This window comes from Peribacillus sp. AS_2 (genome assembly GCF_026891895.1).
GTDB lineage: Bacteria > Bacillota > Bacilli > Bacillales > DSM-1321 > Peribacillus > Peribacillus frigoritolerans.
This window is the reverse complement of record NZ_JAPTGA010000011.1, coordinates 69,554-95,724: the sequence shown is the minus strand read 5'-3', so window position 1 is coordinate 95,724 and position 26,171 is coordinate 69,554. Positions and strand designations below refer to the sequence as shown.

The 26,171-nt window shown below is 42.3% G+C and carries 27 protein-coding genes and 1 pseudogene; 11 read left to right on the top strand and 17 right to left on the bottom strand.

Features of this window, described 5'->3' with window-relative positions; genetic code table 11:
• Positions 1–298: 298 nt before the first annotated feature.
• From OTG27_RS19370 to OTG27_RS19355, 4 genes are all read left to right on the top strand, one after another.
• On the top strand, positions 299–883 hold the full coding sequence (locus tag OTG27_RS19370; RefSeq protein ID WP_034310656.1) for a biotin transporter BioY: 585 nt from the start codon (positions 299–301) through the stop codon (positions 881–883).
• Positions 862–1,569, top strand: a complete 708-nt coding sequence (gene bioD / locus OTG27_RS19365; RefSeq protein WP_268937791.1) for a dethiobiotin synthase — start codon at positions 862–864, stop codon at positions 1,567–1,569. Before OTG27_RS19370 ends, bioD begins: the two co-directional genes overlap by 22 nt.
• The gene (bioA, locus tag OTG27_RS19360; RefSeq protein WP_268937790.1) at positions 1,566–2,948 is read left to right on the top strand and encodes an adenosylmethionine--8-amino-7-oxononanoate transaminase; all 1,383 of its coding nucleotides are present in this window, start codon (positions 1,566–1,568) and stop codon (positions 2,946–2,948) included. Before bioD ends, bioA begins: the two co-directional genes overlap by 4 nt.
• Before the next feature lie 225 nt (positions 2,949–3,173).
• A complete protein-coding gene (locus OTG27_RS19355; RefSeq protein ID WP_098865844.1) occupies positions 3,174–4,121 on the top strand; it encodes a hypothetical protein in 948 nt (315 codons plus the stop codon).
• A gap of 210 nt (positions 4,122–4,331) precedes the next feature.
• On the opposite strand, the gene OTG27_RS19350 is transcribed toward OTG27_RS19355, so the two are convergent.
• On the bottom strand, positions 4,332–4,523 hold the full coding sequence (locus OTG27_RS19350; protein ID WP_268937789.1) for a hypothetical protein: 192 nt from the start codon (positions 4,521–4,523) through the stop codon (positions 4,332–4,334).
• Positions 4,524–5,300: 777 nt separating this feature from the next.
• Here OTG27_RS19350 and OTG27_RS19345 point away from each other — a divergent pair.
• Genes OTG27_RS19345 through OTG27_RS19335 form a run of 3 tightly spaced genes read left to right on the top strand, consistent with a single transcriptional unit; the run spans position 5,301 to position 6,318 of the window.
• Positions 5,301–5,573, top strand: a complete 273-nt coding sequence (locus tag OTG27_RS19345; RefSeq protein ID WP_053536602.1) for a YesK family protein — start codon at positions 5,301–5,303, stop codon at positions 5,571–5,573.
• Positions 5,574–5,611: 38 nt separating this feature from the next.
• Positions 5,612–5,857: an alternative ribosome rescue factor ArfA gene (arfA, locus tag OTG27_RS19340; protein WP_268937788.1), complete on the top strand. Its 246-nt coding sequence runs from the start codon at positions 5,612–5,614 to the stop codon at positions 5,855–5,857.
• 44 nt (positions 5,858–5,901) lie between these two features.
• A complete protein-coding gene (locus tag OTG27_RS19335) occupies positions 5,902–6,318 on the top strand; it encodes a hypothetical protein (protein ID WP_268937787.1) in 417 nt (138 codons plus the stop codon).
• A gap of 265 nt (positions 6,319–6,583) precedes the next feature.
• On the opposite strand, the gene OTG27_RS19330 is transcribed toward OTG27_RS19335, so the two are convergent.
• Complete coding sequence (locus OTG27_RS19330) at positions 6,584–8,077, bottom strand: peptide MFS transporter (protein ID WP_063574877.1); 1,494 nt, start codon at positions 8,075–8,077, stop codon at positions 6,584–6,586.
• Between the two features lie 339 nt (positions 8,078–8,416).
• On the opposite strand from OTG27_RS19330, the gene OTG27_RS19325 reads away from it, so the two are divergent.
• Entirely contained in the window at positions 8,417–8,641 is a 225-nt protein-coding gene (locus OTG27_RS19325; RefSeq protein WP_095679305.1) for a hypothetical protein, read from the top strand.
• An 85-nt stretch (positions 8,642–8,726) separates the two neighbouring features.
• On the opposite strand, the gene rsiV is transcribed toward OTG27_RS19325, so the two are convergent.
• Together rsiV and OTG27_RS19315 are read right to left on the bottom strand one after the other, a co-directional pair.
• Entirely contained in the window at positions 8,727–9,596 is an 870-nt protein-coding gene (rsiV, locus tag OTG27_RS19320; protein WP_268937786.1) for an anti-sigma-V factor RsiV, read from the bottom strand.
• Positions 9,581–10,096, bottom strand: coding sequence for an RNA polymerase sigma factor SigV (locus OTG27_RS19315; RefSeq protein ID WP_034310632.1), 516 nt, complete (start codon positions 10,094–10,096; stop codon positions 9,581–9,583). The genes rsiV and OTG27_RS19315 overlap by 16 nt, the downstream gene beginning before the upstream one ends.
• A gap of 185 nt (positions 10,097–10,281) precedes the next feature.
• On the opposite strand from OTG27_RS19315, the gene OTG27_RS19310 reads away from it, so the two are divergent.
• A complete protein-coding gene (locus OTG27_RS19310) occupies positions 10,282–11,688 on the top strand; it encodes a polysaccharide deacetylase family protein (RefSeq protein ID WP_057279149.1) in 1,407 nt (468 codons plus the stop codon).
• Between the two features lie 98 nt (positions 11,689–11,786).
• On the opposite strand, the gene OTG27_RS19305 is transcribed toward OTG27_RS19310, so the two are convergent.
• Positions 11,787–12,506, bottom strand: coding sequence for a YebC/PmpR family DNA-binding transcriptional regulator (locus OTG27_RS19305; RefSeq protein WP_053536610.1), 720 nt, complete (start codon positions 12,504–12,506; stop codon positions 11,787–11,789).
• Positions 12,507–12,765: 259 nt separating this feature from the next.
• Here OTG27_RS19305 and OTG27_RS19300 point away from each other — a divergent pair, with 259 nt between their 5' ends.
• The gene (locus tag OTG27_RS19300; protein ID WP_268937785.1) at positions 12,766–13,491 is read left to right on the top strand and encodes a DUF4261 domain-containing protein; all 726 of its coding nucleotides are present in this window, start codon (positions 12,766–12,768) and stop codon (positions 13,489–13,491) included.
• A gap of 61 nt (positions 13,492–13,552) precedes the next feature.
• Here OTG27_RS19300 and OTG27_RS19295 read toward each other — a convergent pair whose 3' ends face one another.
• From OTG27_RS19295 to OTG27_RS19260, 8 genes and pseudogenes are all read right to left on the bottom strand, one after another.
• A complete protein-coding gene (locus OTG27_RS19295) occupies positions 13,553–13,747 on the bottom strand; it encodes a hypothetical protein (RefSeq protein ID WP_268937784.1) in 195 nt (64 codons plus the stop codon).
• Position 13,748: 1 nt separating this feature from the next.
• Complete coding sequence (locus OTG27_RS19290) at positions 13,749–14,003, bottom strand: hypothetical protein (RefSeq protein ID WP_268937783.1); 255 nt, start codon at positions 14,001–14,003, stop codon at positions 13,749–13,751.
• A gap of 200 nt (positions 14,004–14,203) precedes the next feature.
• Positions 14,204–14,938, bottom strand: a pseudogene (gene eutC / locus OTG27_RS19285) (ethanolamine ammonia-lyase subunit EutC); the annotation flags it as partial.
• Between the two features lie 23 nt (positions 14,939–14,961).
• Positions 14,962–16,326 (bottom strand): ethanolamine ammonia-lyase subunit EutB, encoded by a 1,365-nt coding sequence (locus OTG27_RS19280; protein WP_063574873.1) that lies wholly within the window; start codon positions 16,324–16,326, stop codon positions 14,962–14,964.
• 18 nt (positions 16,327–16,344) lie between these two features.
• Positions 16,345–17,751, bottom strand: coding sequence for an ethanolamine ammonia-lyase reactivating factor EutA (locus OTG27_RS19275; protein ID WP_268937782.1), 1,407 nt, complete (start codon positions 17,749–17,751; stop codon positions 16,345–16,347).
• Between the two features lie 18 nt (positions 17,752–17,769).
• Entirely contained in the window at positions 17,770–19,041 is a 1,272-nt protein-coding gene (eutH, locus tag OTG27_RS19270; protein WP_034310619.1) for an ethanolamine utilization protein EutH, read from the bottom strand.
• A 144-nt stretch (positions 19,042–19,185) separates the two neighbouring features.
• Complete coding sequence (locus OTG27_RS19265; protein WP_053537393.1) at positions 19,186–19,770, bottom strand: ANTAR domain-containing response regulator; 585 nt, start codon at positions 19,768–19,770, stop codon at positions 19,186–19,188.
• Between the two features lie 9 nt (positions 19,771–19,779).
• Entirely contained in the window at positions 19,780–21,153 is a 1,374-nt protein-coding gene (locus OTG27_RS19260; protein ID WP_268937781.1) for a sensor histidine kinase, read from the bottom strand.
• 275 nt (positions 21,154–21,428) lie between these two features.
• On the opposite strand from OTG27_RS19260, the gene OTG27_RS19255 reads away from it, so the two are divergent.
• On the top strand, positions 21,429–21,548 hold the full coding sequence (locus OTG27_RS19255; protein WP_061465287.1) for a DUF4023 family protein: 120 nt from the start codon (positions 21,429–21,431) through the stop codon (positions 21,546–21,548).
• Positions 21,549–21,589: 41 nt separating this feature from the next.
• Here OTG27_RS19255 and OTG27_RS19250 read toward each other — a convergent pair whose 3' ends face one another.
• The 4 genes from OTG27_RS19250 to OTG27_RS19235 form a co-directional block, all read right to left on the bottom strand.
• On the bottom strand, positions 21,590–22,282 hold the full coding sequence (locus tag OTG27_RS19250; protein WP_268937843.1) for a hypothetical protein: 693 nt from the start codon (positions 22,280–22,282) through the stop codon (positions 21,590–21,592).
• Positions 22,283–22,437: 155 nt separating this feature from the next.
• The gene (locus tag OTG27_RS19245; protein WP_268937780.1) at positions 22,438–24,354 is read right to left on the bottom strand and encodes a vWA domain-containing protein; all 1,917 of its coding nucleotides are present in this window, start codon (positions 24,352–24,354) and stop codon (positions 22,438–22,440) included.
• A gap of 15 nt (positions 24,355–24,369) precedes the next feature.
• Complete coding sequence (locus tag OTG27_RS19240) at positions 24,370–25,236, bottom strand: ATP-binding protein (RefSeq protein WP_082609479.1); 867 nt, start codon at positions 25,234–25,236, stop codon at positions 24,370–24,372.
• A 450-nt stretch (positions 25,237–25,686) separates the two neighbouring features.
• Positions 25,687–25,839 carry a hypothetical protein gene (locus OTG27_RS19235; protein WP_268937779.1) on the bottom strand — a complete coding sequence of 51 codons (153 nt, stop codon included), beginning with the start codon at positions 25,837–25,839 and terminating at the stop codon, positions 25,687–25,689.
• Positions 25,840–26,171 lie beyond the last annotated feature (332 nt).

The window sequence follows — 26,171 nt, the reverse complement described above, 5'->3', positions numbered from 1 at the left end:
CGGTTCCATGTGCACCATCAGCCTCAATGGGCAATTAACATTTAGCAGTATCAATGGAGCGATAATATTTGTTAACCTAAATTACAAAAAGTTAACATATCGTTAGAATAATAACATACATACAAAATATTATTCAATGGCCTTTTTTCAATATTTTCCTAGTTGTCCTTTAAATCCTAAGAAAACTGGCATTTTATATGTTAACCAAATAACAAATTAGTTGACATATAAAATAGGAATCAGGCAAACTAATAGTGGGCATTCTGCCAGCACTTTCAAAAAAAAGGGGGGTAAAAACTTGAAAGCAAGGACGATTTCTTATGTGGCCCTTTTTACCGCGCTAACTGCCATCGGCGCCTTTATTAAGATACCTATCCCTTACATACCATTCACGCTGCAAATTCTGGCAGTCTATTTGGCAGGCGCATTGCTGGGGCCCCGGCTTGGGATGCTCAGTCAGTTATGCTACGTCTTGATCGGACTTATCGGGGTGCCCGTGTTTGCTGAAGGCGGGGGATTCGGCTATATATTCAAACCCACTTTCGGCTATTTGCTCGGATATATACTGGGAGCCTATGTAAATGGATGGCTGATCAACCGGTTCTCCCTCTCCACGATTCGTTCCATATTCTTTGCTAATGCCGCCACTTTGCTGACCGTTTACCTTTTCGGCTGCATCTGGCTGTATGGTGCCATGAAGTGGATTGTGGAAACGCCGCTTTCCATCAGCCAAACGATTCTATACGGCTTTTTGTTACCTGTACCCGGTGATTTAATGCTATGCATTCTATGTGCTGTCATCATTCAGCAAGTACGGCCGCGCATTGCAAGATATATAAACGTAAAGGAGCTGAATCACCCATGGGCCAAGCCTACTTTATAACCGGAACTGGCACGGATATTGGAAAGACCATCGTCACTAGTGCACTCTATCTGTCTCTTCAAACATTGGGAAAAAGCGTTACGATATTCAAACCATTTCAAACTGGAATCAATGAGGAAAATCATACATACCCGGATATATCTTGGTTTGAGCAGGAACTCGGTGTAAAGGAATCGGGGTTTTACACACTGGAACCTGAAACCTCCCCACATTTGGCGATTAAATTAACCGGCAGTCTCATCGATGAGAAGAAAGTCGTGGAAAGGGTTCATGAACTTGAGGAAATGTATGACATCGTATTAGTCGAAGGCGCTGGAGGATTGGCTGTGCCGCTTATTGAACGAACGGAAGGTTTCTATATGACGGCCGATTTCATAAGGGATTGCGGGATGCCTGTCCTCTTCGTATCCACAAGCGGTTTAGGGGCGATTCATGATGTCGTGACGACCCATTCTTATGCCCAAGTCCATGATATAAACGTGAAAACCATTTTGTATAATCATTTCCGGGCAGAAGATCGGATTCACCAAGACAATATCGAAACCATTGAAAAGCTAACTGGGCTGAATGGCCTCGCCTGCATCCCGACGCTGGCCGATGTTAGAAAAGACTTGAGGATCTGCATCCTTGATTTGCTTGGTGATCAAGAATATACCCAACAACTGAAAGAGGTGTTCGAAGCATGAACAGTCAGGATTTAGAACAATGGGATAAGGAATATGTATGGCATCCGTTCACACAAATGAAAACGTATCGGGAAAGTAAACCGCTTATCATCGAACGCGGCGAAGGCAGCTACCTGATTGATGTGGATGGCAAACGCTACCTCGATGGCTATGCTTCATTATGGGTGAATGTTCACGGGCATAACGAGCCTGAATTAAACGGCGCCCTAATTGAGCAAGTGAATAAAGTCGCGCACTCGACGCTGCTCGGATCTGCAAATGTACCATCGATCTTACTGGCGAAAAAACTGGCAGAGATCACTCCTGGTTCTTTATCGAAAGTCTTTTACTCCGACACGGGATCAGCCGCTGTGGAAATCGCCCTTAAAGTCGCTTATCAATATTGGCAGAATATCGATCCCGTCAAGCATCTTAATAAAAACAAATTCGTCTCCCTTGACGAAGCATACCATGGAGATACTGTCGGTGCCGTGAGTGTGGGCGGAATGGATCTATTCCATAGAATCTTTAAGCCCCTCTTATTTCAACGGATTTCAGCTCCTTCACCATATGCCTATCACATGACTGAATATGGAGATCCAGAAGCCGTGAAAAACCATTGCTTGAAGGAACTGGAGAAGTTACTGCAGAAACAATCCGAGGAAATTGCAGGATTGATCATCGAGCCGCTCGTGCAGGGAGCAGCAGGCATCATAACCCATCCCCAGGGCTTTTTGAAAGAGGTCGAACAATTATGCAAAAAGTTCAATATCCTCTTAATTTGTGACGAGGTGGCTGTAGGGTTCGGTCGCACCGGTACGATGTTTGCCTGCGAACAGGAAGATGTCGTTCCCGATATCATGTGTATGGGTAAAGGGATCACTGGGGGATATATGCCACTCGCCGCCACCATCATGAACGAGCAGATCTTTCAATCCTTCTTGGGAGAACGGGAAGAACATAAAACCTTCTATCATGGTCACACCTATACAGGAAATCAGCTTGCCTGTGCCCTGGCCCTGAAGAATATCGAGCTAATGGAAAGCCGCAATCTCATTAAAGACATCCAGAAAAAATCAAAATACCTATCACAAAGACTGCAAGCGCTATACGAACTTTCGATAGTCGGCGATATCCGCCAGCGCGGCTTCATGATTGGAGTGGAAATCGTTAAAGACCGCCAAACAAAAGAAACGTTCACCCTCCAAGAGAATGTCGTTTCCGAAATCATCCATACAGCACGGGAAAATGGCCTGATCATCCGGGAACTCGGTCCAGTCATCACGATGATGCCGATCCTTTCCATGTCAGAAAAGGAACTCGATTTCATGGTCGAAACCGTCTACCGCGCCATTCAGGAAGTCTCCATTCATAAAGGATTGATTCCAGCAGCAAACTGATGCACAAAGAACCGGAAGAGCAGAGCTCATCCGGTTCTTTCCTTTCTTCACAAAACACTTTGGAAATTCGGAGTACATATCCTGATTTCCTTCCATTGTCTGCACGGCTAAAGTCTCATTAGCCTCTTTTTCAGTTTTACAAACCTATAGATTTTAACCTTGATATTTTTAATATTTTTGGGTATTTCTGCTATAATCAGGGTAAAAGGAAAGAGGTGAGCCGTTTTGTCAGGCATAGAAAAAGCGTATGATTCCCCTACCAGAAAAGACTGGATCAGGACTTTTTATACTTTTGCTTATATAAGTCTGCTCATTCTAATTATCGTCTCTGGAATTATTCGCTATTTTCAGGCACCTGCTGGTAATGTTCAAGAGTCGAAACAGGAACAATCAAGTAACAGTGAAAAAGTAAAGGAAAGTAAAGTCATTGAAAAGGACCCCACCGTAACATCACTGGTTTTAAAACCATTAGCGGAATCACCAAAAGCAAAAATCATATTTGAACATGTCGGTTACTTTTTAATCCTGCTATTCCTTTTTATACTCATACCAATCCCGCTATTGAGCGTTAAAAGATTTAAATTCATGACCCTCGAAGTTGAAAGAGAATCCCAAGCCATCGAGGTAGCTAAGAATTTGACCATTCAACAAGATAAATTCGGACTTCTCTCTTACTGGTTAAAAGAGGATTTTAAATCATTGTTTTTAGAAGTTGAAAGGGATAATACAAGCTATAAGGACTTTCTTGAAGAAATGCTCTTTTACATGAGAGATCACTATAAAAATAATTGGGACTCCCATTTTGAATTTGATATAGTGACGGAAACCAAGTTTAAACAGAATTATTCAGCTCCTAAACTTGTTAAAAAATCTCTTCCCTCTGCAAAAGTGAAAGGAATCGGGCTTCCTATCAATAAAGAGAATGATAGATACATACACTTTAAAAACTTTATGATCCACACAATTAACGTCGAGGAAAATCTTTTGACTGAGGAAGAATGCTTAATTACTTATGTCATTGTCCTAAAGAGCTATCGAACCATTTTTGATGAATATGACGGCCATTTAGTATCAGGCTTAGCTTCATTAACATATGAATTATACCGAAGATATCACACATCTTTGGCTATTCAAGAAGAGGAAGATGTTGAATCTGAGGAAGAAATTAAGTAAAATAAAGGAAAGAGGTGATAACGATGTCTTTACCTAAAAGAAAATATAGTAAATCCAAACTATATAAATCCGCAAGTAAGGTTGGTAAGTCACAGCCTCACGAGGTCGTTATTCCAACTTATCATTCGAACAAGTTGACACCGAATAGTCCGTCAGTAAAAAAAGTATTATCACATGTAAATTAAAAATAACCCCTGATGACTCACGGGGTTATTTCTTAAGTCCAAGATATGTATTAATATACGGTTCCAGAATAGGGCTCCTGCCGATCCAATCCTTAGCTGATTTTATATGCTCGGGACTCCATACAGGTGAAGATGGCATTTCAGTACCTTTAGGTTTGGACCCGACTTTCCTGGCGCTTCTCAATAGTAGCTCATACTTGTACTTCCTTCCCTCCATATCTTCCCTCCTACCCATAAAACACCTATCGTTATATATAATTATGTTTAAATGACTTTTTTATGCGGAGCCATTGGTCATCCACTCCTCATTGTAAAAAGACTGTTTCACTAAAATATCCACAGATGTAAGTGATTGGATATTTATTGTAAACTGGATAAGCAAAGGAGAAGATTTGCAGTATGTCGATAACAAAGAAAAGATTTTTCATAAGATGTATAGTGGGTATCATATTCGTGTTTCTTGCTAAGTCTGGTCGGCAAGACTTCAGTGGCGAAACGATAAGGTGTTCAGGGAATTTAGGATATGCATTCTATTTTGTAGCAGGCATTGTACTTTTCAGCTGGCTATTTGGAGATTTTGATAAAAAAAGGCCGATCACCCGTGTAAGTGAACTTGTCTGTACAAACCCGGTAACTAATTGATTTTGCCTCCAGTTTTTTTGAGGGCTTTTACGAAATGCATGTTGATTTTCGCTTCAGGCACTCGCTTTCCGCGGGCGGTCGGCCCTCGGCTTGCGCCTGCGGGGTTCACCTAGACACGCTTTTTCGTAGTAGTCTCACACACCTGTTCCAAACTTTGTTTTAAAATTTAATAGAACCCCTATCCAACAATATTAAGAATTTAGTTAACCTCACCTTTACGTTCGACTTTTGTTTCCCTCACGCACGCATCCAAGAAAATGACCACCACCGGCTGTCTTTTTCATGTTAAAATACAATATAAAATTTACTTATTATGGCATTATTCACATGATGAATTAGAGGAGGTTACAAAATGATGTTCGGAGTTCCCCTCCTGGTTGCTTGCGTCCCTGGTATGCTTGTAATACTTTTAGCATGGTGGTTTAGGAAACTACATTTATCTTTATTTGTTAGGCTTTTACCAGGCATATTAACCGTTATAACTTCAATTATTTTGTTTTACATCGGTTTTGTGAACATCAGAGGGTTTGAAGGAGCTGGATATGGAATATTGGCTTTCTTTTTACTTCCCTTTGCAATTGTGGCTTCGATTATTGCGAGCAAAAACAAAGGTGTACAAAGCTAAAATTCAGTTCAATTACTATGAAAGCAGGAATATATTCAATGACTAAGACGAATAAAACCAATAAGAAAACCATTGGTGAAGTGGCAAATAGCAGAATGCGTTGGGCGTTTGACCCTTCCACCCGTATTGTTAAAAACAAAAAAGGAAAAGGTTCTTACAACCGAAAAAAAGAGCAATCCTATAAAGGATGCTCTTTTTTTCATATTAGCCTAGTTCTTTATGGTAACCGTATCATTTCTGAAATTCCACTTCGCTCTTTTGGAATCTATCAAGTTGAAAATTAGTATATTATGGAAGTCACTAGATATATAGTTAGGAGGTAATGATAATGGCAAAAAAATCAAAAAGGTATAAGATGTTCGTAAACCCTGCATTAATTATTCTTTTGAGTATTTCTTTATTTTTCAGTATGATTGTACCAAATGTTCAAGCAGCTGGATATGTGTATATATCTGGCGGAATTACTTATGATTGCACTACTGTTAAGACAATGTCTGCTTTTAATGTAAAAAAAGCTGCTGCTCAAATGTCTTCTTTTTCTAACATAGTTAATGGATTAACTCTTGCTGTTGGTTGGTTTAATAAGTATATAGGTACAGGTATGGGTGTTTTCGCAATAGGACTAGGTATTTCAACTTCTAAATGGAATAATGCCGCTGCAGCTGGAAAAAAAGCTAAGCAAGACCATTTCGTTAAGCGGAATTGGGATGGATACTCAGCTCTTTCCATAGCAAGATATAAATGAAAAATAGATTGTACTTAGGTATTCTATTTTCGATATATTTCATTTTAGGATATTGTATTTTTTTTATCTTCGATATCGAGCCCATACCCAAGATTATTTTATTTTTGTCTTAGTGTTCACTTTGGATTCGATTAAAAAAAAGTTAAAGGTTTGAATCACGACCTCAAATAAAAATCGATATAGCACCCATTCGGGAATTTTCGAGGGCACAAAAAATGAAAAAAAAAGATGACCCCGTTAATTCGGAGTCATCTTTTTTAATGTGTTAGCGAATGCCTTTCATGTAACCTTGAATCTTTGGTGATAAGGCCATCAGGGCCAGTCCAAGGACGATTGAAGCAACACCGATCACTCCAAAATAAGCCATTTCGGTTTGAGGTGTGTAGAATCTGACGATTTGTGCGTTCAGTGCTTGTGCTGCTGCACTTGCCAGGAACCACAGGCTCATTGTTTGTGCCGAGAATGCAGCTGGAGCCAATTTAGTAGTGGCAGAAAGTCCAACTGGGGATAAGCAAAGCTCTCCAAGTACTACAAGGAAATAGCTTAGTACAAGCCATAGTGGATTGACTAATGCGTCTGATCCACTGAAATAAACAGGAAGCAGGATCACCAGGAATGATAAACCGGCGAACAATAAACCTATTGAGAATTTTTGAGGAATGGTCGGCTGACGCTTTCCTAGTTTAATCCATAACCATGCGAATACTGGTGCAAGGGTGATTATGAACAAAGGGTTCAAAGATTGGAACCATGCCGGGTTTATTTCCAATCCTGCAAAGTTCAACTGTGTCCGTTTGTCTGCATAGCTTGCCAATATTGTTGCACCTTGCTCTTGAATCGCCCAGAACATGACGGCTGCTATAAACAAAGGAATATAGGCAATCAAGCGTGAACGTTCAACAGAAGTCGTTTTCGGGCTGCGATACATGAAAATGAAATAAAGGGTCGGAATTACGATTCCTAGAATACCTACAAGATTAATAAAAGTTTCAATCGTTAAGATGCCTGCAGAAGCAGTGATGCCAATGATGGCAGCTATGATAAGTGCGGCTATCCCCAATTTAGTGAATACTTTTTTCTTTTCATCCTGTGATAATGGGTTAGCAGGAAGAGTTCCAGCCAAGCCCAGGTTCTTTTTCTTTGTTGTAACAAAGACAATGAGACCAATCAACATACCAATTGCTGCAAGTCCAAAACCAAGATGGAAGCTGTAGTCCATACCGACTGTACCGACAACAAATGGTGAAAGGAATGCACCCATGTTGATACCCATATAGAATATACTGAAACCGGAATCCCGGCGTTCATCATTTTCTGCGTAAATTTCCCCGACAATGCTGGAAACATTCGGTTTCAATAAACCAGTACCCAGAACAATGAGTACCATGGAAACAAAGAACATGGAAAGACTGCCTGGTACAGCAAGGACAATATGCCCGAGCATGATCAAGATACCGCCGTAAAATACGGCTTTTGAAGTCCCGAAAATCCTATCGGCGAGCCAGCCGCCAATTATACCTGACATATATACTAAAGATCCATAGATGGATACAAGGGCAAGGGCCGTGGGTTCATCAAGACCTAATCCCCCTTTAGAAACTTCGTAATACATATAGTAAACAAGAATGGCCTTCATGCCATAATAGGAAAAACGCTCCCAGAACTCAGTAAAGAAAAGGGTGAATAATCCTTTAGGGTTTCCAAAAAAACCTTTTTGAGGTACACTATCCACAATTTTCTGTTTATTTATCGTTGCCATACCTAGCCCTCCTTTTATTATTGTATAATAACTTTAAATTTAACTATTGTAAACAAATATTTAGTATATTTAAATAATTAATTTCAAAATAAATAGAAGTTGGCTTTCCACCATACAAGCAAAAGTCCGGATTTCGCACTAAAAAACAGTCCATATAATCTAATAGAAAGCGGTCATCAATGATATATTACCCTAACTTCATCCATGGTATTACGCTTGATATCACTTTGGTTGCCATGTACTTATTAACGAGAAAAGGAAATGATGAATTTTGAAATAACCCCACCACAACCGTTATATTCACCGTATAATAGATATAAAAAAAGAGGAGGCACCATAATGTTCGGAATCATAACCGTGGTAATGATTTTTTCCATCCCCATACTCGGAATACTGACAAGCCATTTCGAAAAACAGTCAAAAAACAAACATAAGATGCTAGAAGTTGAACTGGAGCTTGAAAAACTTAAACATGAAAACTTCCTTATGGAGACGGAAAAAATGAGGCTGGAACTGGACCAGATGAAATTCGAACAAAAAAGAGACGAACCAAGGTTACTGTAAGTAAGTAACGTTGTTCGTCTTTTTTAATGGATATTGTGCCGTTTTAAAAACCTTCCGCCCATCATAGAATTACAATAGGGCCGTTTTAATGGATATATTGATCGCCAACAAGAAGGTCTGTCAGCACCTTTGTCGGGATGATGAACTCGACGGCCCCCATGTACCCCGGCGCAGCTTCATAGCTGTTAAAGGCGATGACTAGCTTGCCATCTTCGTTTATATAAAAGTTTTGGTTTTCATCGATGCCTTTAAAAGCAGTAAAATCATCATCTTCCACCCAATATATCTTTTCCGGATCTTCAGCCATCTGCCGCTTCATCTGTTCCTTGATGTTTTCGCTGATCACCTGAAGATAGCGATCATCTTTAAATAAGCTATTTAGCGTTAACAGCACTTCGTTTTTCTTGTCGACTGTATCGAATTGACTTTCTGTAGAACTGGAAGCAGAAATCGTATCCGTATAACGCTGTACGGATAATATCGTTTCATTATCCGTCAATATCACATATCCGCTTTCCACCGAGATATTGCCCTTTTCCCCTTCCTTCAGTTTTGACATGGAATCCGTGAATTCCTTATAAAGCTGCTTGCTTTCCGATAAGTATTTTTCATTCAAGCTATCTTCGAGCTGTTTATTCTCGAGACCGGATATTGCAGGCGTTTTGATTACTGCCGAAGAATTATTCGCTTCTTCTTTCCATTCGACGAAGGTAATCACTTTGATGACCTTCTCGACTATCGGTATATCACTCATGGCTTTCGCCGCTGCCGGACTGATGTTTACGGAAGCTGTCACGATCAGGAGCGCTGCAGCCGCTGTCACGAGGATATTCCTGCCAACCCTCGGCTTTTTCCTTGGCTTTTCATTCAAGGCTGCTTGAACGACATCATCCAATTCCTTTGGTATCGGTATTTTAAGATATTCTTCCCGCAGATCTTTTAATTTTTTTTCCATCTTTTCGTTTCCTCCCGTTCAGTCATGTTGATCCGCAATAGTTGCAGCGCTTTATATAATCTCGTTTTAATCGTGCTTACGTTTTCTTCCAGCACTTCCGCTATCTCGTCCAGCTTCAGGTCCTCAAAGAAACGGAGGACGACTACCGTTTTGTACTTGACTGAAAGTCCTTCCAGGGCCTTTTGCAAATCCAGGTCAGGATAGTGATCCTCCTCACCGCGGCGCAAGTATTCTATTGTTTCATCATCGGCGACGGTCAGTTTCTTCTTCTTCCGCAAAACATCCAGTGCCGTTCGGACGATGATCTTATATAACCAACTATCTATAGAAGCGGCGTCTTTGATTTTGCTGCTGGAGGCTAGCGCTTTCCTGATTGATTCCTGCACGATATCCAGGGCATCCTCTTGGTTTTTGACATAGTAAAAAGCAAGTCTGTACAAATTCTCTTGCCTTTCGGTTATCCGGGCCGCGATTAATTGATTCATTTCTGGGTTTTTCATTACATGTTAGAGCTCCTTACATTTAAATTACGTATCCTAGGTACAAAGAATAGACGATGGTGCAGCCATAAAAGTTTGAAAATGAGCAAGAAAATATATAAATATAAAAAAATGAAATTTTTTACAAACTTTTAAGGCTTTTGGCGCGTCTATATAGTAGAATGATTATCGAGGTGGAGTGCATCATGAGGAAATTAAATTATAAAAAAGTCTTTATTTTTCTATTTTGTCTAACAGCTGCTGTAGGAACGATGGGGTTAGCCATTAAAAGCCTTGCTTTTGATAAGAAGAGAACCGTTTCGGCCTATACAACTGATAAAAATTACCCAGAAGCCGATATTCAAACGTATGTGAAAGATAATACGAAAGGCGGGTATTCAGCCAGCAGGCCCGTTCTGCATTTAGAAAATATCGACAAGCAGCTAGAAGCCTACATAAAGAAAGAAATTAAGGATTATGAAAAGAAATGGAAAGCATCCGACGGAAAAGCTTCCGAGCTTAACCTCACCTATACGATCCTCCATTTCAGCAAACAGACCATTACGATTTCCTTCGATAAATATGAGCAAGTGGAAGGAAAGAAGCAGTCTGGAACCCAGATCTTCACTTATGATATTCCATCTCAGCAAAAGCTCTCCATAGAAGACATCTTTGCCACGGATACTGATTATTTATCCGTTTTATCCGATATTGTTTTTGAAGAGTTAACGCAGAAGGAAGAAGAAGGCATTTCAAACAGTCTCATTAAAAAGGAAAACAAACTGAAGGCAGCCAACTTCAATTCTTTTTCAGTCTTGAAAAATACGCTCGTTTTCTACGTTAAGACTGATGATTCAACTAAGACCCATACAATAGCCATCAAGAAGGATCTTTTTAAAGATAGTTTGCTAGATTCATATCAAAGTCAAGATTTGAATGAGGATCGTGTAAAGGAATGGCAGCCAAAACATATCGTCGCCAAACTGCCCGTGCAAAATGAATGGATCGACCCTTCAAAAAAGGTCATTGCCTTGACGTTCGATGACGGGCCGCATCCAAGTCATACCATGTCCATCCTGGAAGTCCTGAAAAAATATGATGGTCACGCGACGTTTTTCGTACTTGGAAGCCGCGTACAGCACTATCCGGAAGTTCTGCAAAAAATGCTGCAGGAAGGAAATGAGATCGGCAACCATTCATGGGATCATCCGCAGCTGACGCGCTTAAGCAAGAACAAAATCGAAGATCAAATCGAAAAGACCCAAGACGCTGTAAAAAAAGCTACAGGTACTGAGCCAAATCTCGTCCGTCCCCCATATGGAGCGATTAACCATAATGTGCGGGAATACATGGAGGATATGAAAGTCTCACTTTGGGATGTCGATCCAGAGGATTGGAAAGAACGCAATGAAAAGAAAATCGTAAACAAAGTGATGAGCAAAGCCAAAGATGGCAGAGTCATATTAATGCATGATATCTATCAAACTAGCGCCCAGGCTGCAGGAAAAATCATTAAACAACTGCATGACCAGGATTATCAACTTGTCACTATTTCAGAATTGGAAAAGGTAAAGAAAGACCGTGAACTTTCCGGAATCACCATAAGTGAATAATAAAAGGAAAGAGCCTGTTTCGTGATTCGGAACAGGCTCTTTCCTTTCAAATGAAATAAGCAGACCTTTGATCATATAGCAAAGGCCTGCTCATTTTATCATTCACCAAGATCTACATTATGATAAACTTGTTGAACATCTTCCAGATCTTCCAATGCATCAATCATTTTTTCGAATTGTGCTTGTGCATCTTCCGGAAGGGTTAGGTCATTTTGTGCAAGCATCGTCAGCTCTGCCACTGTAAAATCGCTGATTCCTGCATCCTTGAATGCTTGTTGTACAGCATGGAATTGTTCAGGCTCGGCATAAACGATGACACTTTCTTCTTCTTCAATGATGTCACGTACATCAACATCCGCTTCCATTAACAGTTCAAGAACATCATCAGCCGTTTTACCTTCAATCCCGATGACAGCCGTTGCATCGAACATATAAGCAACAGATCCGCTGACACCCATATTCCCGCCATTTTTCCCAAATGCGGCACGTACATCGGATGCCGTCCGGTTCACGTTGTTTGTCAATGCATCCACGATGACCATTGAACCATTTGGACCGAATCCTTCATAACGAAGTTCGTCATAGTTTTCTTCCGAACCGCCTTTGGCTTTTTCAATCGCACGGTCAATGATCGCTCTTGGAACATTGTACGTTTTCGCACGCTCAAGTACGACCCTTAATGCCTGATTGGATTCTGGATCTGGTTCGCCTTGTTTTGCCACTACATATATTTCCCGTCCGAACTTAGCATAAATCCGACTAGTATTAGCATCTTTTGACGCTTTCTTTTCTTTAATGTTATTCCACTTACGACCCATTATAAACACTCTCTTTCATCATTGATATATACGAATAGATAATTAAGATACGGCCCTATGAGAAAACCCACAAGGGGAATTCCTTTGAAGATAGGCTATACGTTTACTAGATTATATTATACATCAATTGTATAATTTTGAAAAAGTCCTGCACATCCCTCACTGGCATTTATCGGTACTTTGCGCGATTTTTCATGAAATGCTATGGAAAACATCAGTAGTGGTATAGTATGAAGTGATTGGAAAGGAGAGATGATCCATGAAGGACAACCAAATCATCATCGGGATACCCGGGAAATGGAAGGACCGGACAGAATTGATTCAAACGGTTGCTTCCCAAAGCGAGGGGTATCTGTTAGCCGGGAATGTTTTTCATAACAGTGATAAGAACATTACGTTTCAGGCGGAGATCCATGATTATGAACCCACTTTAAAAGAGAGCTTTTCTTACGCCAGTAAAGACGCCTTTTCAGAGAATGCATTAGAGGAAATCAATGGCCATACCTTTACCGTTTATATAATAGCCGATGTATCCGATACCGGAACTGTTATCGATTTGATCGATGCCGGGGCAGCGATCCTCAAGGCAGGCGGAATGGCAGTGAAAATAGAAACGGCGGGAATTGCCCATTCAAAGGAAGATTGGCTGCATCTTCATCATAGCTCGGATATTCTCTCGGTATATGCCCATTTTGTCACGATCATCGGAGAGGAAGACTATTATTGTTCTTTCGGAATGAAAGCCTTTGGTCTTCCGGATGCCGTGACACTTAACACAATGAGTCCGAAAGAGGCGGCTGCCCTGCTTAACACATTTAATTATTACCATGTAGGTGAACGGCCTCTCTTTAAGAATGGCGAAACCTTTAGCATTCAGCAAGATGCACCCGACTTTATATTGACGGGCCTTCAAGACTTTAGATATGAAGAAGAACATCCCTTCTACAACCCGTTTGGTTTATGGAATTTAGGGACAAGTAAATAGGGGAGCGATCCGCTCCCCCCAGACTGCAGGCAAATAAAGCGAGTGCCTGCAGTTTTTTTATTTAAAAAGTATTCCAGTCGATTTCAGAAATCCGCTCCCTTTCCGCCGACTGTCTGCCAAGCCTCCTCGGCTCAAGCGCCTGTGGGGTCTTGGCTAGCCAGCTTTTCGGCAGGAGTGTCGCAATTTTCTTCCATCCAATTACGGATTCATAAAACAATAAAAAAACATATAAAGCGAGTGCCTGCAGTTTTTTCATTTTAAAAGTATTTCCAGTCGATTCCAGAAATCCGCTCCCTTTCCGCCGACTGTCTGCCAAGCCTCCTCGGCTCAAGCGCCTGTGGGGTCTTGGCTAGCCAGCTTTTCGGCAGGAGTGTCGCACTTTTCTTCCATCCAATTACGGATTCATAAAACAATAAAAAAACATATAAAGCGAGTGCTTGCAGTTTTTTTATTTTAAAAGTATTTCCAGTCGATTTCAGAAATCCGCTCCCTTTCCGCCGACTGTTTGCCAAGCCTCCTCGACTCAAGCGCCTGTGGGGTCTTGGCTAGCCAGCTTTTCGGCAGGAGTGTCGCACTTTTCTTCCATCCAATTACGGATTCATAAAACAATAAAAAAACATATAAAGCGAGTGCCTGGAGAGGAAATCAACGACCTAGTCTTAATGATCGTCAAATGAGACCATCCGAACTTCCTTCTTTAGACACTAGGGGTTCAACCGAGTTTTTCACGCTTTTCTTCTTCATGTTCCTTCTTCACGAGAGACATGCCGCTCGCTTGGTATTTGAGGATCTTTTGAATGACCGTGCCTAGATGCGCTCCAGCTTCAACAGGGGGGATCCCTCCTTTATGGATGTTGGAAATGACCATCCTCTCCGCTTCAATGGTGCCCAAACGTGGTTTATAGCAAAAGTAAGCGCTCAATGATTCAGCACTGACAAGACCGGGCCGTTCACCGATCAACAGGACAATGACCTCAGGTCCAAGGATTTCACCGATATCATCCATCACGGCAACCCGGCCCTTTTCAATATAAAAAGGAGTACCCGTATCCAGACCTGCTACTGCCAAAGATTGTTTGAAAGATAAATAGACGTCCTCGACATTTTCTTCGATTGCCTTGGCACTTAAGCCATCGGAAATGATGATTTGAACCGTTGGGGCCTTTATGCATTTGGCTTCTATCACCCTCTTTGCTTCATCCGAAAGCTTCCTGCCATAATCCGGACGCCGTAAATAGACTTCCTTATCATCGGCCTTCGTTTTCACCTTGAATAAATCCAAGCGCTTCAAAAGAATATCACTGACTTCACCATATACAGCATCGACGGCCGCTGCATGGTCAAAACGGAATTTCAGCCAAGAATCCGTTTTCGGCCGGGTCCCTGACCTGCCTCCCCCTATCCGCGCAGGGGTTTTCGCTATCATGGCATCCAAATCTTCCTTATTATTCATTCCCATATCATCCACTCCTAATGGTTAAATATAGTTGGATCACCGGCAAGCTTCGTTAATTTTCCGTTCTCCATAATCCCCATCTTCTCCAGCCAAGCTTCATATAATGGGGCAGGCCGCTTATCCATCGTTTGCCTCAAAGTCGCTATATCGTGATAACTCAAAGACTGATAGTTTAACATGCAGTCATCACCCATCGGAGTAGCGATGATGAAATTCACACCAGCCGCCGTTAAAAGTACACCCAAGTCCTCGATATCATTTTGATCCGCCTTCATATGATTCGTATAGCAAATATCCACCCCCATCGGCAGTCCATGCATTTTCCCCATGAAGTGATCTTCTAACCCAGCCCGGATGACCTGCTTGCTGTTATATAGATATTCAGGTCCGATGAAACCGACGACCGTATTGACAATGTACGGGTCAAAATAACGGGCAAATCCATAGTTCCTGGCTTCAAGCGTCACCTGATCGATACCGAAATGCGCTTCGGCCGATAACTCGGAGCCTTGCCCCGTTTCAAAATAAAGATGCTGCGGGCCTGTGCCGGTGCCATAGGCCTTCGCTATCTCATTAGCTTCTTCGAGCAATTGTACGTTAATTCCAAAAGAGCGATTGGCCGTTTCCGTTCCGGCTATGCTTTGAAAGATCATATCAGCAGGCGCCCCCTGCTGAACGGCCTTCATTTGCGTGGTCACATGCGCAAGCACACAATTTTGGGTCGGGATGTTCCATTTCTGGATGACATCCTGTGTCGCATGAAGCAGCCGCTTTACGCTTTCGACCGAATCATCGACAGGGTTGATTCCAATGAGTGCATCCCCGATTCCATAGGAGAGGCCTTCTTTTAAAGAAGCCAGCATGCCATCTACATTGTCTGTCGGGTGGTTAGGCTGAAGGCGCGAAGCAAGCGTTCCTTTGTAACCGATCGTGCCATTATTCTTGGTGAGCACTTCGATTTTATTTGCTGCATGGATAAGGTCGAGGTTCGACATCAACTTGGCTGCCGCTGCAATCATTTCACTATTCAATCCCCTGCTTAATCGCTTTAAGTCCTCGCCTGTCGTTTCGTCACTCAAAATATATTCACGCAGTTCGGCAACGCTCCAATTCTTCACGGATTGATAGATGGTTCCATTGATGAGACCATCTATGATCCGCGACACCTCATCCTCTTCCGGGGAAAGCAGGGGATAGTTCCTGATGTCCGCCAAAGTCAATTCGCTAAGCACCGCTTTCGCCGCAATCCGTTCTTGAACGGAATCTGCTGCAATTCCCGCAAGCCTATCTCCTGATTTCTCTTCATTCGCTTTGGCCAGGACTTCTTTCAACGATTTGAATTGATGGATTTCCCCAAAGTATTGAGTGGATAATTTCATCGTATGATCCTCCTTTTCCTAACTGTGGAAGGTTAGCGTTTTTACTACAACCGGAACGACCCCTGTCCGCAGCAGCCTTCCTATATCTAAATAGTCACCATGTTCCACTTCTGTCTGATCAATGCAGATGACCGGCAGATCCGCTTGGTTCGCTAGAATGGTTTGACCAAGTGCCTTTCCGTAATCACTATCCATGACAATGATCAGAGGCTGCTGCCGATTCGGTTTTTGCTTCAATGCCTCGGTAAAAGCGACTGCAAGCCGGTGAATGTCCCGAAATGATTGATAAGGTAAATTCGTTAAATAAAAGGCAAAATTCAGCCCCTCCTGCAAAGCGTCGTAAATTGTGATCGCATCCTGAACAGCTTGTGTCATTTTCGCGGTTACATCATCAAGCCCGCCATGAAAATCGACCCGATAGACTGGAATATTACGAACTGGCAGATGAGAATCATTCACTTCGATGGTTGCTCCGCTGATTTCAGTTGTATGTGCGCCTGCTCCAAGTACAGTCGCCCGAACCGTTTCAACTGGCTGTTCCCACTCCCATGCGGCCAATTCTTCACTTTCCTTGATGGAGGCGGCAAGCATCATGCCGATATCCCGGAAGCTTTCGTCCTCCCGTTCTTCATGATAGATGCAATCACTGACACCGCCCGAGAACATCAACACGTCTATTCGTTCTGTCCAAGATGGCTCCTTCCCAACTAATAGAAGTTCATCTTCTTTTGTGAAGGAGCCAGCCAAAAACCTCGAAAGCACCTTCGCCATTTCATTTGCGATGATTGCCCCTTCACCATTCAAAGGAGAGCGCCCTATTGATTTCAGCCATTTTCCTATTGAAGGAGAAACCTTCACCTTCGCTCCTTCCCACTCCACCAAACGGCCTCCTATATGCAGTGTGCAGGTTCCGCAAAGCATGCCTGAACGGTATACGGCAATATTCGCTGTCCCCCCGCCAATGTCTATGTTCGCTACAGTCTTTCTTGTCTTGATGGAATGTTGATAGGCGCCGGATCCCTTGGCGGCAATGATCCCTTCCAAATCCGGACCGGCTGCCGCTACAAGGAATTCACCCGCCGCATTAGATAACCGGTACACCATTTCTTCTGCATTTTGTTTGGTTGCCGTTTCCCCAGTGATGATGACCGCCCCTGTTTGTATGTTTTCGATCGTGATTCCTGCTTTTTGGTATTCGATTTCCACCATTCTTTGAACAGCAGGTATGTCAATTACCGTCTCGGATACAAGGGGGGTCCTGAAAATGGGACTTCGATACAGAATTTCCTTATCGGTAATTTCAATTTTTGGCACCTGTCCGCCACCCGCCACATTCCTAAGCGAAAGCTCGCTGATAACAAGTTTCGTCGTACTGGTGCCAATATCAATTCCTGCACTGATGATTCGTTCCACCTGTTCATTCACTAAAATCACACCCCAGTTTTACACCACTTGGATTTCATTGCTGTTTTCTTCCTCGTTTTTCGTTTTATATTCATTTATGCCGATAACTCCTGCTGCTCGATCCTTTTCTTCTAATTCCAAAGCTTTCGGAACGGACAGCCAGTAAGCAAGACCGATTCCAATCGCTCCGGCAGATAGCTTCCCGACAATGATCGGTAATATTAAGGAAGGCTGAAAGTTGGCTGTGAATGATAAATGATCACCCAATAGGAAGGCCGCACACACAGCGAAGGAAATGTTTATGACCTTATCCTTCGGCGGCATTTCTTTAACAAGCTTGAACATTGCCAATATATTGGCTACCGTGGCTAATATCCCTGCACTCCCGGCTTTGCTCAACCCGATTTTCCCGCCCATCGCTTCCAATGGCTTGCCTGCATATTTTTGAATCAGGTAAATCATTGGAAATGCACCTGCCAGCATGATCCCGATATACCCCGCCGTTTCCAGGGCACGGAACTGGTCTGCCTTATCGGCCATGATCGGATGGAAGCCCCAAGCACCAAATACTTTGGAAAACAATCCGGTGAAAATTTCCACGATCGAAAACACGAGCACTAGTTTAATCGCGGCGTCCAATATTTTTCCAAACCACATGAAACCTTTGATCATCAAATCCGGCAGGAAATAAAGACCTAACGCGAGCAAGACCACAAAAATAAGAAGCGGTGAAAGATTCAGGGCAATTTTCAAATAGCTCAACGCGAATTCGTAGGTAGAATCCGCATTCGTGGAAATCACTTCGCGGATTTTTGAATTCGTCGCCACCACCAGCACGCTTGAGATAAAAGCGCCAATCGGAATCGTCAGGATTCCTGACATGACACCAAGTGCCATGTATTTATGATCACGCTTTTCCAGCATCGCAAGCCCCATTGGAATCGAGAATACAATCGTTGCCCCGGACATAAAGCCGACAATCATCGCCATGATCCAGCCTTCATAGGATTCCTTCAGCTCGGCCGCTAATTGGTAACCCCCCATATCCGTCGCCAAAATCGTTGTTGCGGCGAGGGCGGGATCTGCACCGATCGCAGCGAAAACCGGGCCGCATACTGTATTGATGAACCAAGATAAATAAGGGATCGAGGCCATGATTCCAGCTGCCGGGATAAATATATGGCCAACGGTATGCAAACCTTCCATGAACTGTTTCCCCAAGCCCTGCTCACTGTCTTTAATCGATGCAATAGCACCGACAACGGCACACACCATAATGATATAAATAACGAATTTACCTACCATCTCCATACATATTCCCCCTGAATTCCGATTTAATTTGGCCTATCGACTTAAAAAAAGGGTATAAAAAAGACGCCTCTTATAGCCCAAACTTAGGTTTTTCGGCAGAAATGCCGGCCTACAACCAATTTGGTCCATCAAAGCGCCATTGCTTCATCTATTTACTTGTTTTTGATCATTTGCAATGATTCGACGTGCTACCGTCTCCATGGAAAGCTGCTTATCCATACTAAGCCTTCTCAGTTTATTGTAAGCGATTTCTTCGGTGACATTCTTCCTTTTCATGATGATTCCTTTTGCCTTTTCAATGACTTTGCGATTTGTGAGCGTTTCATCCAATTGAGCATTTCGTTCCTGATACTTCTTTGTATTGGCTGCTTGCAGCAAAGCTATCTCCACTGCCGGAATCAGATTCGCCTCCGTAATTGGCTTTACAAGATATCCGACGATGTTCGCTCGCTTCGCCTCGTCGATATATTCACGCTGGCTGAATGCAGTTAAAAGCAGGACCGGAATCTGAAAGGTATTGGATATCACATCGCTAGCCTTAAGCCCATTCATTTTCGGCATTTTGATATCCATCAATACGAGATCCGGCTGCAGTGCATGTGCCAATTCAATCGCCTTCTCGCCATTACGGGCATGTCCAACCACATCGAAGCCTGCATCCTTGAGCATGATCGTTATATCAAGGAGAACAATCGATTCATCCTCCACGACCAAAATCCTCTTGTCCACTTCTCCCACCTACCTCTTGTATGGAAATCTTACAGAAGCCAGGGTACCTTCTTTAATCCGCTGAATCGAAAACTCCCCATCTAAATCATTTTCCACCGTCATGCGGATGATATCCAGCCCCAAAGAAGGTTTCACTGCAGGTGAATATCCAATCCCATCATCTCTTACTTGAAGTTCCAATTCAGGACCATCCTTTTGCAAGGATACGGTAATGTTCCCTTCCGTCCCTTCCTTGAAAGCATGTTTCACACAATTATGAATGAGCTCATTCACCACCAGCGCGACCGAAATGCCAATGTCGGAATCAATCGAATGAAGCTCACCCCTATATTCAATGCTTACGCATTGGCGAGCTTGACCCTCCGTATGAACGATCATATCGCCTATTTTTCTAATAAGCTCCAGCAGATCCACATGATCGACCTGACTGCTTGACAAAATGATTTCATAAACCGACGATATGCTTAACACCCGGTTCAAACTGACCAATAAATGGGGCTTGCTTTCTTCAGGGGCTCCTAACCTCATTTGCAGCCGAAGTAAACTGGCCACTGTCTGCAAATTATTCTTCACCCGATGATGAATTTCACGAATCGCTACTGACTTGCTGATCAGCTCCCTTTCTTTATCCCGCAGTTCAGTCAGGTCCCGGATGATGATGAACGTTTCATTGGAATTCTTGTTGCCCAAATGGAACTTCTTTAGTTGGATAATCTTTTTACCAATGTTCATTTCCTTCATCAAAATGTCCTCTTTTGAAGCAAGAACATCGGCAAAGCCAGGAAAATAATCGAAAATCGATTCACCTAAAACACAGTCCGTCAAACATATTTCCGATACTAAATTAATGGCAGCAGGATTCGTATAAACAAGTCGGTTTTGGTTATTAATCAGGAAAATGGACTCCTCGATAAATTCAGGAACTAAGGAATTTTGTTGATCTTGCCTATCAAACTGATTGAAAGATTCAGGTTCTTCATGAATCACCTTTTCCATGATCAAAACGGCGATGACCCGATTGCATTCCCCTTTGATTGGAACGACACTTTGCTGGACCATCGCTCCCTCTTGAGTCAATGCCCGATTCACGAACATGTCCTTTCCGGTGCGCAATACATAAAATACGGCCGGTTCGAATGCCTCGTAAGCAAATTTACCGACAACCGGATGATCGTAAACCGATTTCACGGAGTGTCCGCACGCCTCTGCAACGACAATGGCATGCTTCCCTTCACGCACCGGACAATCAATAAACACATTCGCTTTATTCAAATCGGCTATCAACGGTAAATTCGTTGATAGGTTTTCAAGAATTTGAATATCATTGTTCAATAAATGAGTATGCAACGCACATAAATCCCGGACGGTCATTGTCCGTTCCATAGGCAAAACCCCAATAATCGTTTATTCATGGATATTATTATTGATTATTATAGATACCGACCCTATTTTTGTCAATATTCAAAATATTCTAATGTGATGTATTCTAACATTAGATAGCGATATTTAAAACGATTGACCCATATTCTTTTCGACTCACTTGTGGAACAAAATTACCACTTTACGTCCATATATGACCACCGTTCCTTTTTGCATACTCATGAATTCCACCTCTTCTGGTTATAGTAAAAAAGAAAATAACGGAGGAGGTACATTCCATGAAAAGTTCAAAGGAGTTTGTTGAAAGCATTCAAGAGCAGCAAAAAAAGGAAGAAGGCAATTTCCGCCGTCAAGGCAATGGGAATCCCGCTCAGAAATTACCGAATAAAAAACACTAATGAAGCAAAAGATCCCAGCTTTAATATAGGCTGGGATCTTTTCAGTCTGATGCACTTTTCTTCTTCATCTCTTCGATTTCATTTGAGAATGTTTCTTCTATCTCTTTTTTATTTCCATATAAAAAGAGATTATCCCCTAATTTGATTTTATACTCATATAGCTCTTTTCTGATTTTCACTTCTCCGCTTTCAATAAATAAAATGTTGATGTCGGCTCCATCTGAAATGACATCAAAGGCTTTGACATCGATGAACTCCGAGTCCTCATAAATATCGATTTCCATGACCACGTCTTCATCTTCTAAAAATAGGACTTCTTCTATCGGGTGTTCCCATAATTCATAATGATTGTACATTTCACTTTTCATCTTATTCGATAATCTATTATTCAGGAATGGAACCTTCACTAAAACGGTTAAAACCAGCAGGATTCCAATAATGATGCTTAACTCCATCAAACGGAGATCATCTGTAAGCAATGTACTGATCGATGAAATGATGACAGCAAGCGAGAATGCACCAAATAAAATTAAGAACATGCTTATTTTCCGTCGAATGGGGTGATCGATAATGGATTTTGACTCGTCAGTTGTAAAACCAGTGCCCGTCAGCATGGAAATTACCTGAAATCTTGCCACTGTGCCTTTTAATCCAGTCAATTTCATCAAGGTTACCGATATTTCAATAACAAGAACAATGATTATAAAATAAAGCAGCATAAAAAGTACATTCATCAAAATGATCACTTCCTCATCTATGGTTTACCCCAATCACGACAAAAGAAATCGCATTCGACGTTCATTTTAAGTTTCCACCAATAGTTGACAAAGCAAAAAAAAACAGTAAGATCCAAAACTTGAATCCTACTGCGTTTTTATCTATATATTTTTTAAATGGTCTTCAGCAGCAATTTTTTTAACAGCGGTGTAAATTGCTCTGGCAATTCAGCTACACTCGGAATCATCAGGCGTTCTTTGCCATAGATGTTTTTCATCGTTATCTCTTCACTTTCATCGATGCCTCCATCCGCTAAAAACAAGCCGATGACTTCGATGCCTTTTTTTCTGGCTTCCGAAACAGCAAGGTGTGTATCGACAATGCCATTTTGATCATAATCGCTTGCTGCCGGCTCACCATCGGAAAATACGAGCAAGAAACGGTTTTTTTCGCGCCTTTTTTCCAATTCCATTGTGGCAACCCTGATACTGTATCCGTCGCGGTTGTCTTCCTCTGGCTCAAGCTGCATGATTTTAGCTCCTGAGTTTAGATAAAGAGAATCGGAATGGGACTGGATCACATGGAAGTAGTTTGGCTGATATCCTTCCCTCACTTCATTGGCATCTTCCCAGAAACCCACGATCGAGTGGGGGATCCTTAATTTCTTCAGCACTTCATGAAACAGGACGACCCCTCGTTTCGTTTCATCCATTTTGTTGTGCATGGAAGCCGAGCAATCGATAAGCAATGTGAATACCGCATCCATTTCATTGGAATCCTGGTTCTTTTTATAAAAGACCCTTGGATTTTCTTCAAATACAAGCGGCAGTAATTTCTTTGATAAACGGCCAAAAACCAAATCTTTTCTTGGTGCGTTCTTTTTATTTTCCAGCGTCTTTTCAATGGTACTGGAGAGTTTCCTCTTGAACGGTTCGATATCCGCAACAAACTCTCGGTAGCGTTTCTCTTCCATAAGTGTTGGTACTTTGGCTTCTTTGATTACCTGAACGACGTCTTTATTTTCTTCACCAAATGGATGTTCACCGCTTTTGCCCATATTGGTTTGTTTCTTCTCCAGCGTTTCTTGCTGATTGTATTCCTTTTGTTGACTTTCCCCTGATGAACCCTGGATCGAAGCCAGTGCTTGGTCGGCATCTTCCGCTTCCCGGGCACCTCCGCCCATCAGGCTTGTTTTCGTTCCCTGCTCCAATTCAAATTGGAGAAACGTCGAATTACTTTCGCCGTTCTTGTTCTCTCGATGCCAAGTCGAGAACTTTTCATCAATGAACTCACTTTTTTCTTCGTCTGCATCATCTGTATCATCGTTTAAAAGTTCATCATTTCTAGTCAGTTCATCAAATAAGGTATTTGCTTTATACTTTTCCACACTTGCAATGGGGAAAATGAAATATTCATTCATCGTATCTTCGTACCCATCGTTCACACGGAAAACGATTTGCTCGCAAATTCTCGTGATATCACTGGTTTTAGTGGCATCAAAGACCGAATGGATGAACGGTTTGAGTTTCTCCAGTTCTTCCAGCTGCCTTTCGTTGGCTCTCGGAAAAATCGGATCCGGCCTGTCGGATTGAAGCAGTAAATATATGAGGCAATATAATTCATCCAGTGCAAAACTTCTTGTGACATTCGTCGCCAATTGGCTTTCGAAATATTGTTTAAGGTAAGCCCCCCTTACCGAAAACCATTTTTTCGTGCCTGGTCTTTCTTTCTTCACCAATTCTTCCAATCGCAAATCTTCCAGCAAAGCGAATAATTGGGCTGCAAACTTCGGAAGTGAACTTTCCCCGATGCTGTCCTGGTACTCCTTCATGCTCCGGATTGTTGTATGATGCAGCGTGCCTATCGTTCTAAGAAGCACGTCCGTTTTCAGCCCTGCTTCCTTCACTTCCTTATTGCCATTTTCCCAAAAGTGGCTGGCAGTGACCTTATTCTCGATCAGATCAATGAAGGAGCCATAATTGTATTCGAATTCCAGCTCAGGAATGCCGGATAAAACGGTCGAGAGATCCTGAAGCTGTAAAAAAAGTGCCGTATCTATTATTGAATCATTGAACCGGATATACTTCATGAGGCATTCTCCTAGTTAGAATAATGTGTCAGCCAAGTTCTTCACGAACTCACGCTCCCGTTCCTCGTCCAACTTATCCACAATGGAACGAAGGATCGCCCGTTTCGGCGGGATCAACACACTCAGATCGCAAGCGTCAAGCAAAGCCCTGATCGACGCCGCATCTTCAGCCACCTTCCCTTGATTCACGGCATTTATCAAATCACTCGACAGTTTAACGAACAAATCAATACTTCTTGGGTCCTTCAGCTTTGTATTGGTTTCTATCAATTGCTTTAACTGCTCCCCTTCGATATAAGGAACTTCAATGATGACAAACCTATTTTTTAGCGCTTCGTTCAGCGGCACTGTCCCGACATACCCTTCGTTGATTGCAGCAATCACATTAAAGCCCTCTTTTGCCGTTATCACTTCATTCGTGAACGGATTCGTTATCGTCCTTCTGTAATCAAGCACACCATTGATAAGCGGCAGAGTCTCCGGTTTTGCCATGTTGATTTCATCTATATATAAGAAATGACCGTGATTCATCGAATTGGTCACTGGTCCAGGTACGAATTCTATCACTTGTTTTTCCTCTTTGTAAGCCAGCGTCTTGAAGCCCAATAAGCTTTCTGCATCCAAGTCGACTGAGCAGTTGACACTGAACATCGGCTGATTGAATAAGTTCGATAAAGTCTCGGCAAACTTTGTCTTTCCAGCCCCTGTCGGACCCTTCAAAAGGATATTCTTCCCCATGCTCAAGGCCGTGATGGCATCCACCATCAACTCCATCTCGGGAGGGAGATATCCGCCACTCCTGATCAATTCCTCAAATTGAGCAGGATTCTTTTTGCTTGCTTGTAATATATTTGCTATTTCTGTTGGTAATCGATTGATCATTATGTTCCTACACCCCTTTCTGAACATTTTAAGGCTCTTTCCCATTAAAAACAAACACTAAGAAAAGGAGCTGTCATCAAGACAGCTCCCCAACTGCAGATAAACCCGGAGTAAAGTGAGTTTTTCATTTCAGAAGTCCGTTCCTTACTCTAACCAAAACTCATCAAAACAAACTGAGTGTCGCAGCTTTCTTCCATACAATAAGAGTTTCATAAAACAATAAAAAACCATATTGAACTAGTTCGCTGCAGCTTTTTTATCTAAAAGACGTTCCAGCAGATTTCTGAAATCCGCTCCCTTTCCGCCGACTGTCTGCCAAGCCTCCTCACCGCAAGCGGCTGTGGGGTCTTGGCTAGCCAGATATTCGGCAGGAGTGTCGCAAATTTCTTCAATCCAATAAGGGTTCATAAAACAATAAAAAAACATATAGAACTAAATCGCGTCAGCTTTTTATGAAAAAGACGTTCCAGCTTGATTTCTGAAATCCGCTCCCTTTCCGCCGACTGTCTGCCAAGCCTCCTCACCGCAAGCGGCTGTGGGGTCTTGGCTAGCCAGATATTCGGCAGGAGTGTCGCAAATTTCTTCAATCCAACAAGGGTTCATAAAACAATAAAAACCCATATAGAACTAGTTTACCTGCAGTTTTTTTAAAAAGACGTTCCAGCAGATTTCTGAAATCCGCTCCCTTTCCGCCGACTGTCTGCCCCTCCTCACCACAAGCGGCTGTGGGGTCTTGGCTAGCCAGATATTCGGCAGGAGTGTCGCAAATTTCTTCAATCCAATAAGGGTTCATAAAACAATAAAAAACGAAAGTGTAACCCTGTCTTAATCAAGCTTAAAGATGAAACCAACTACAGTTTTTTCTTTAAAGACAATCCAGTTGATTGGAACGGAAGGTACGAGACTCCTGCGGAAAAGCGCGGCCAAGGGAGACC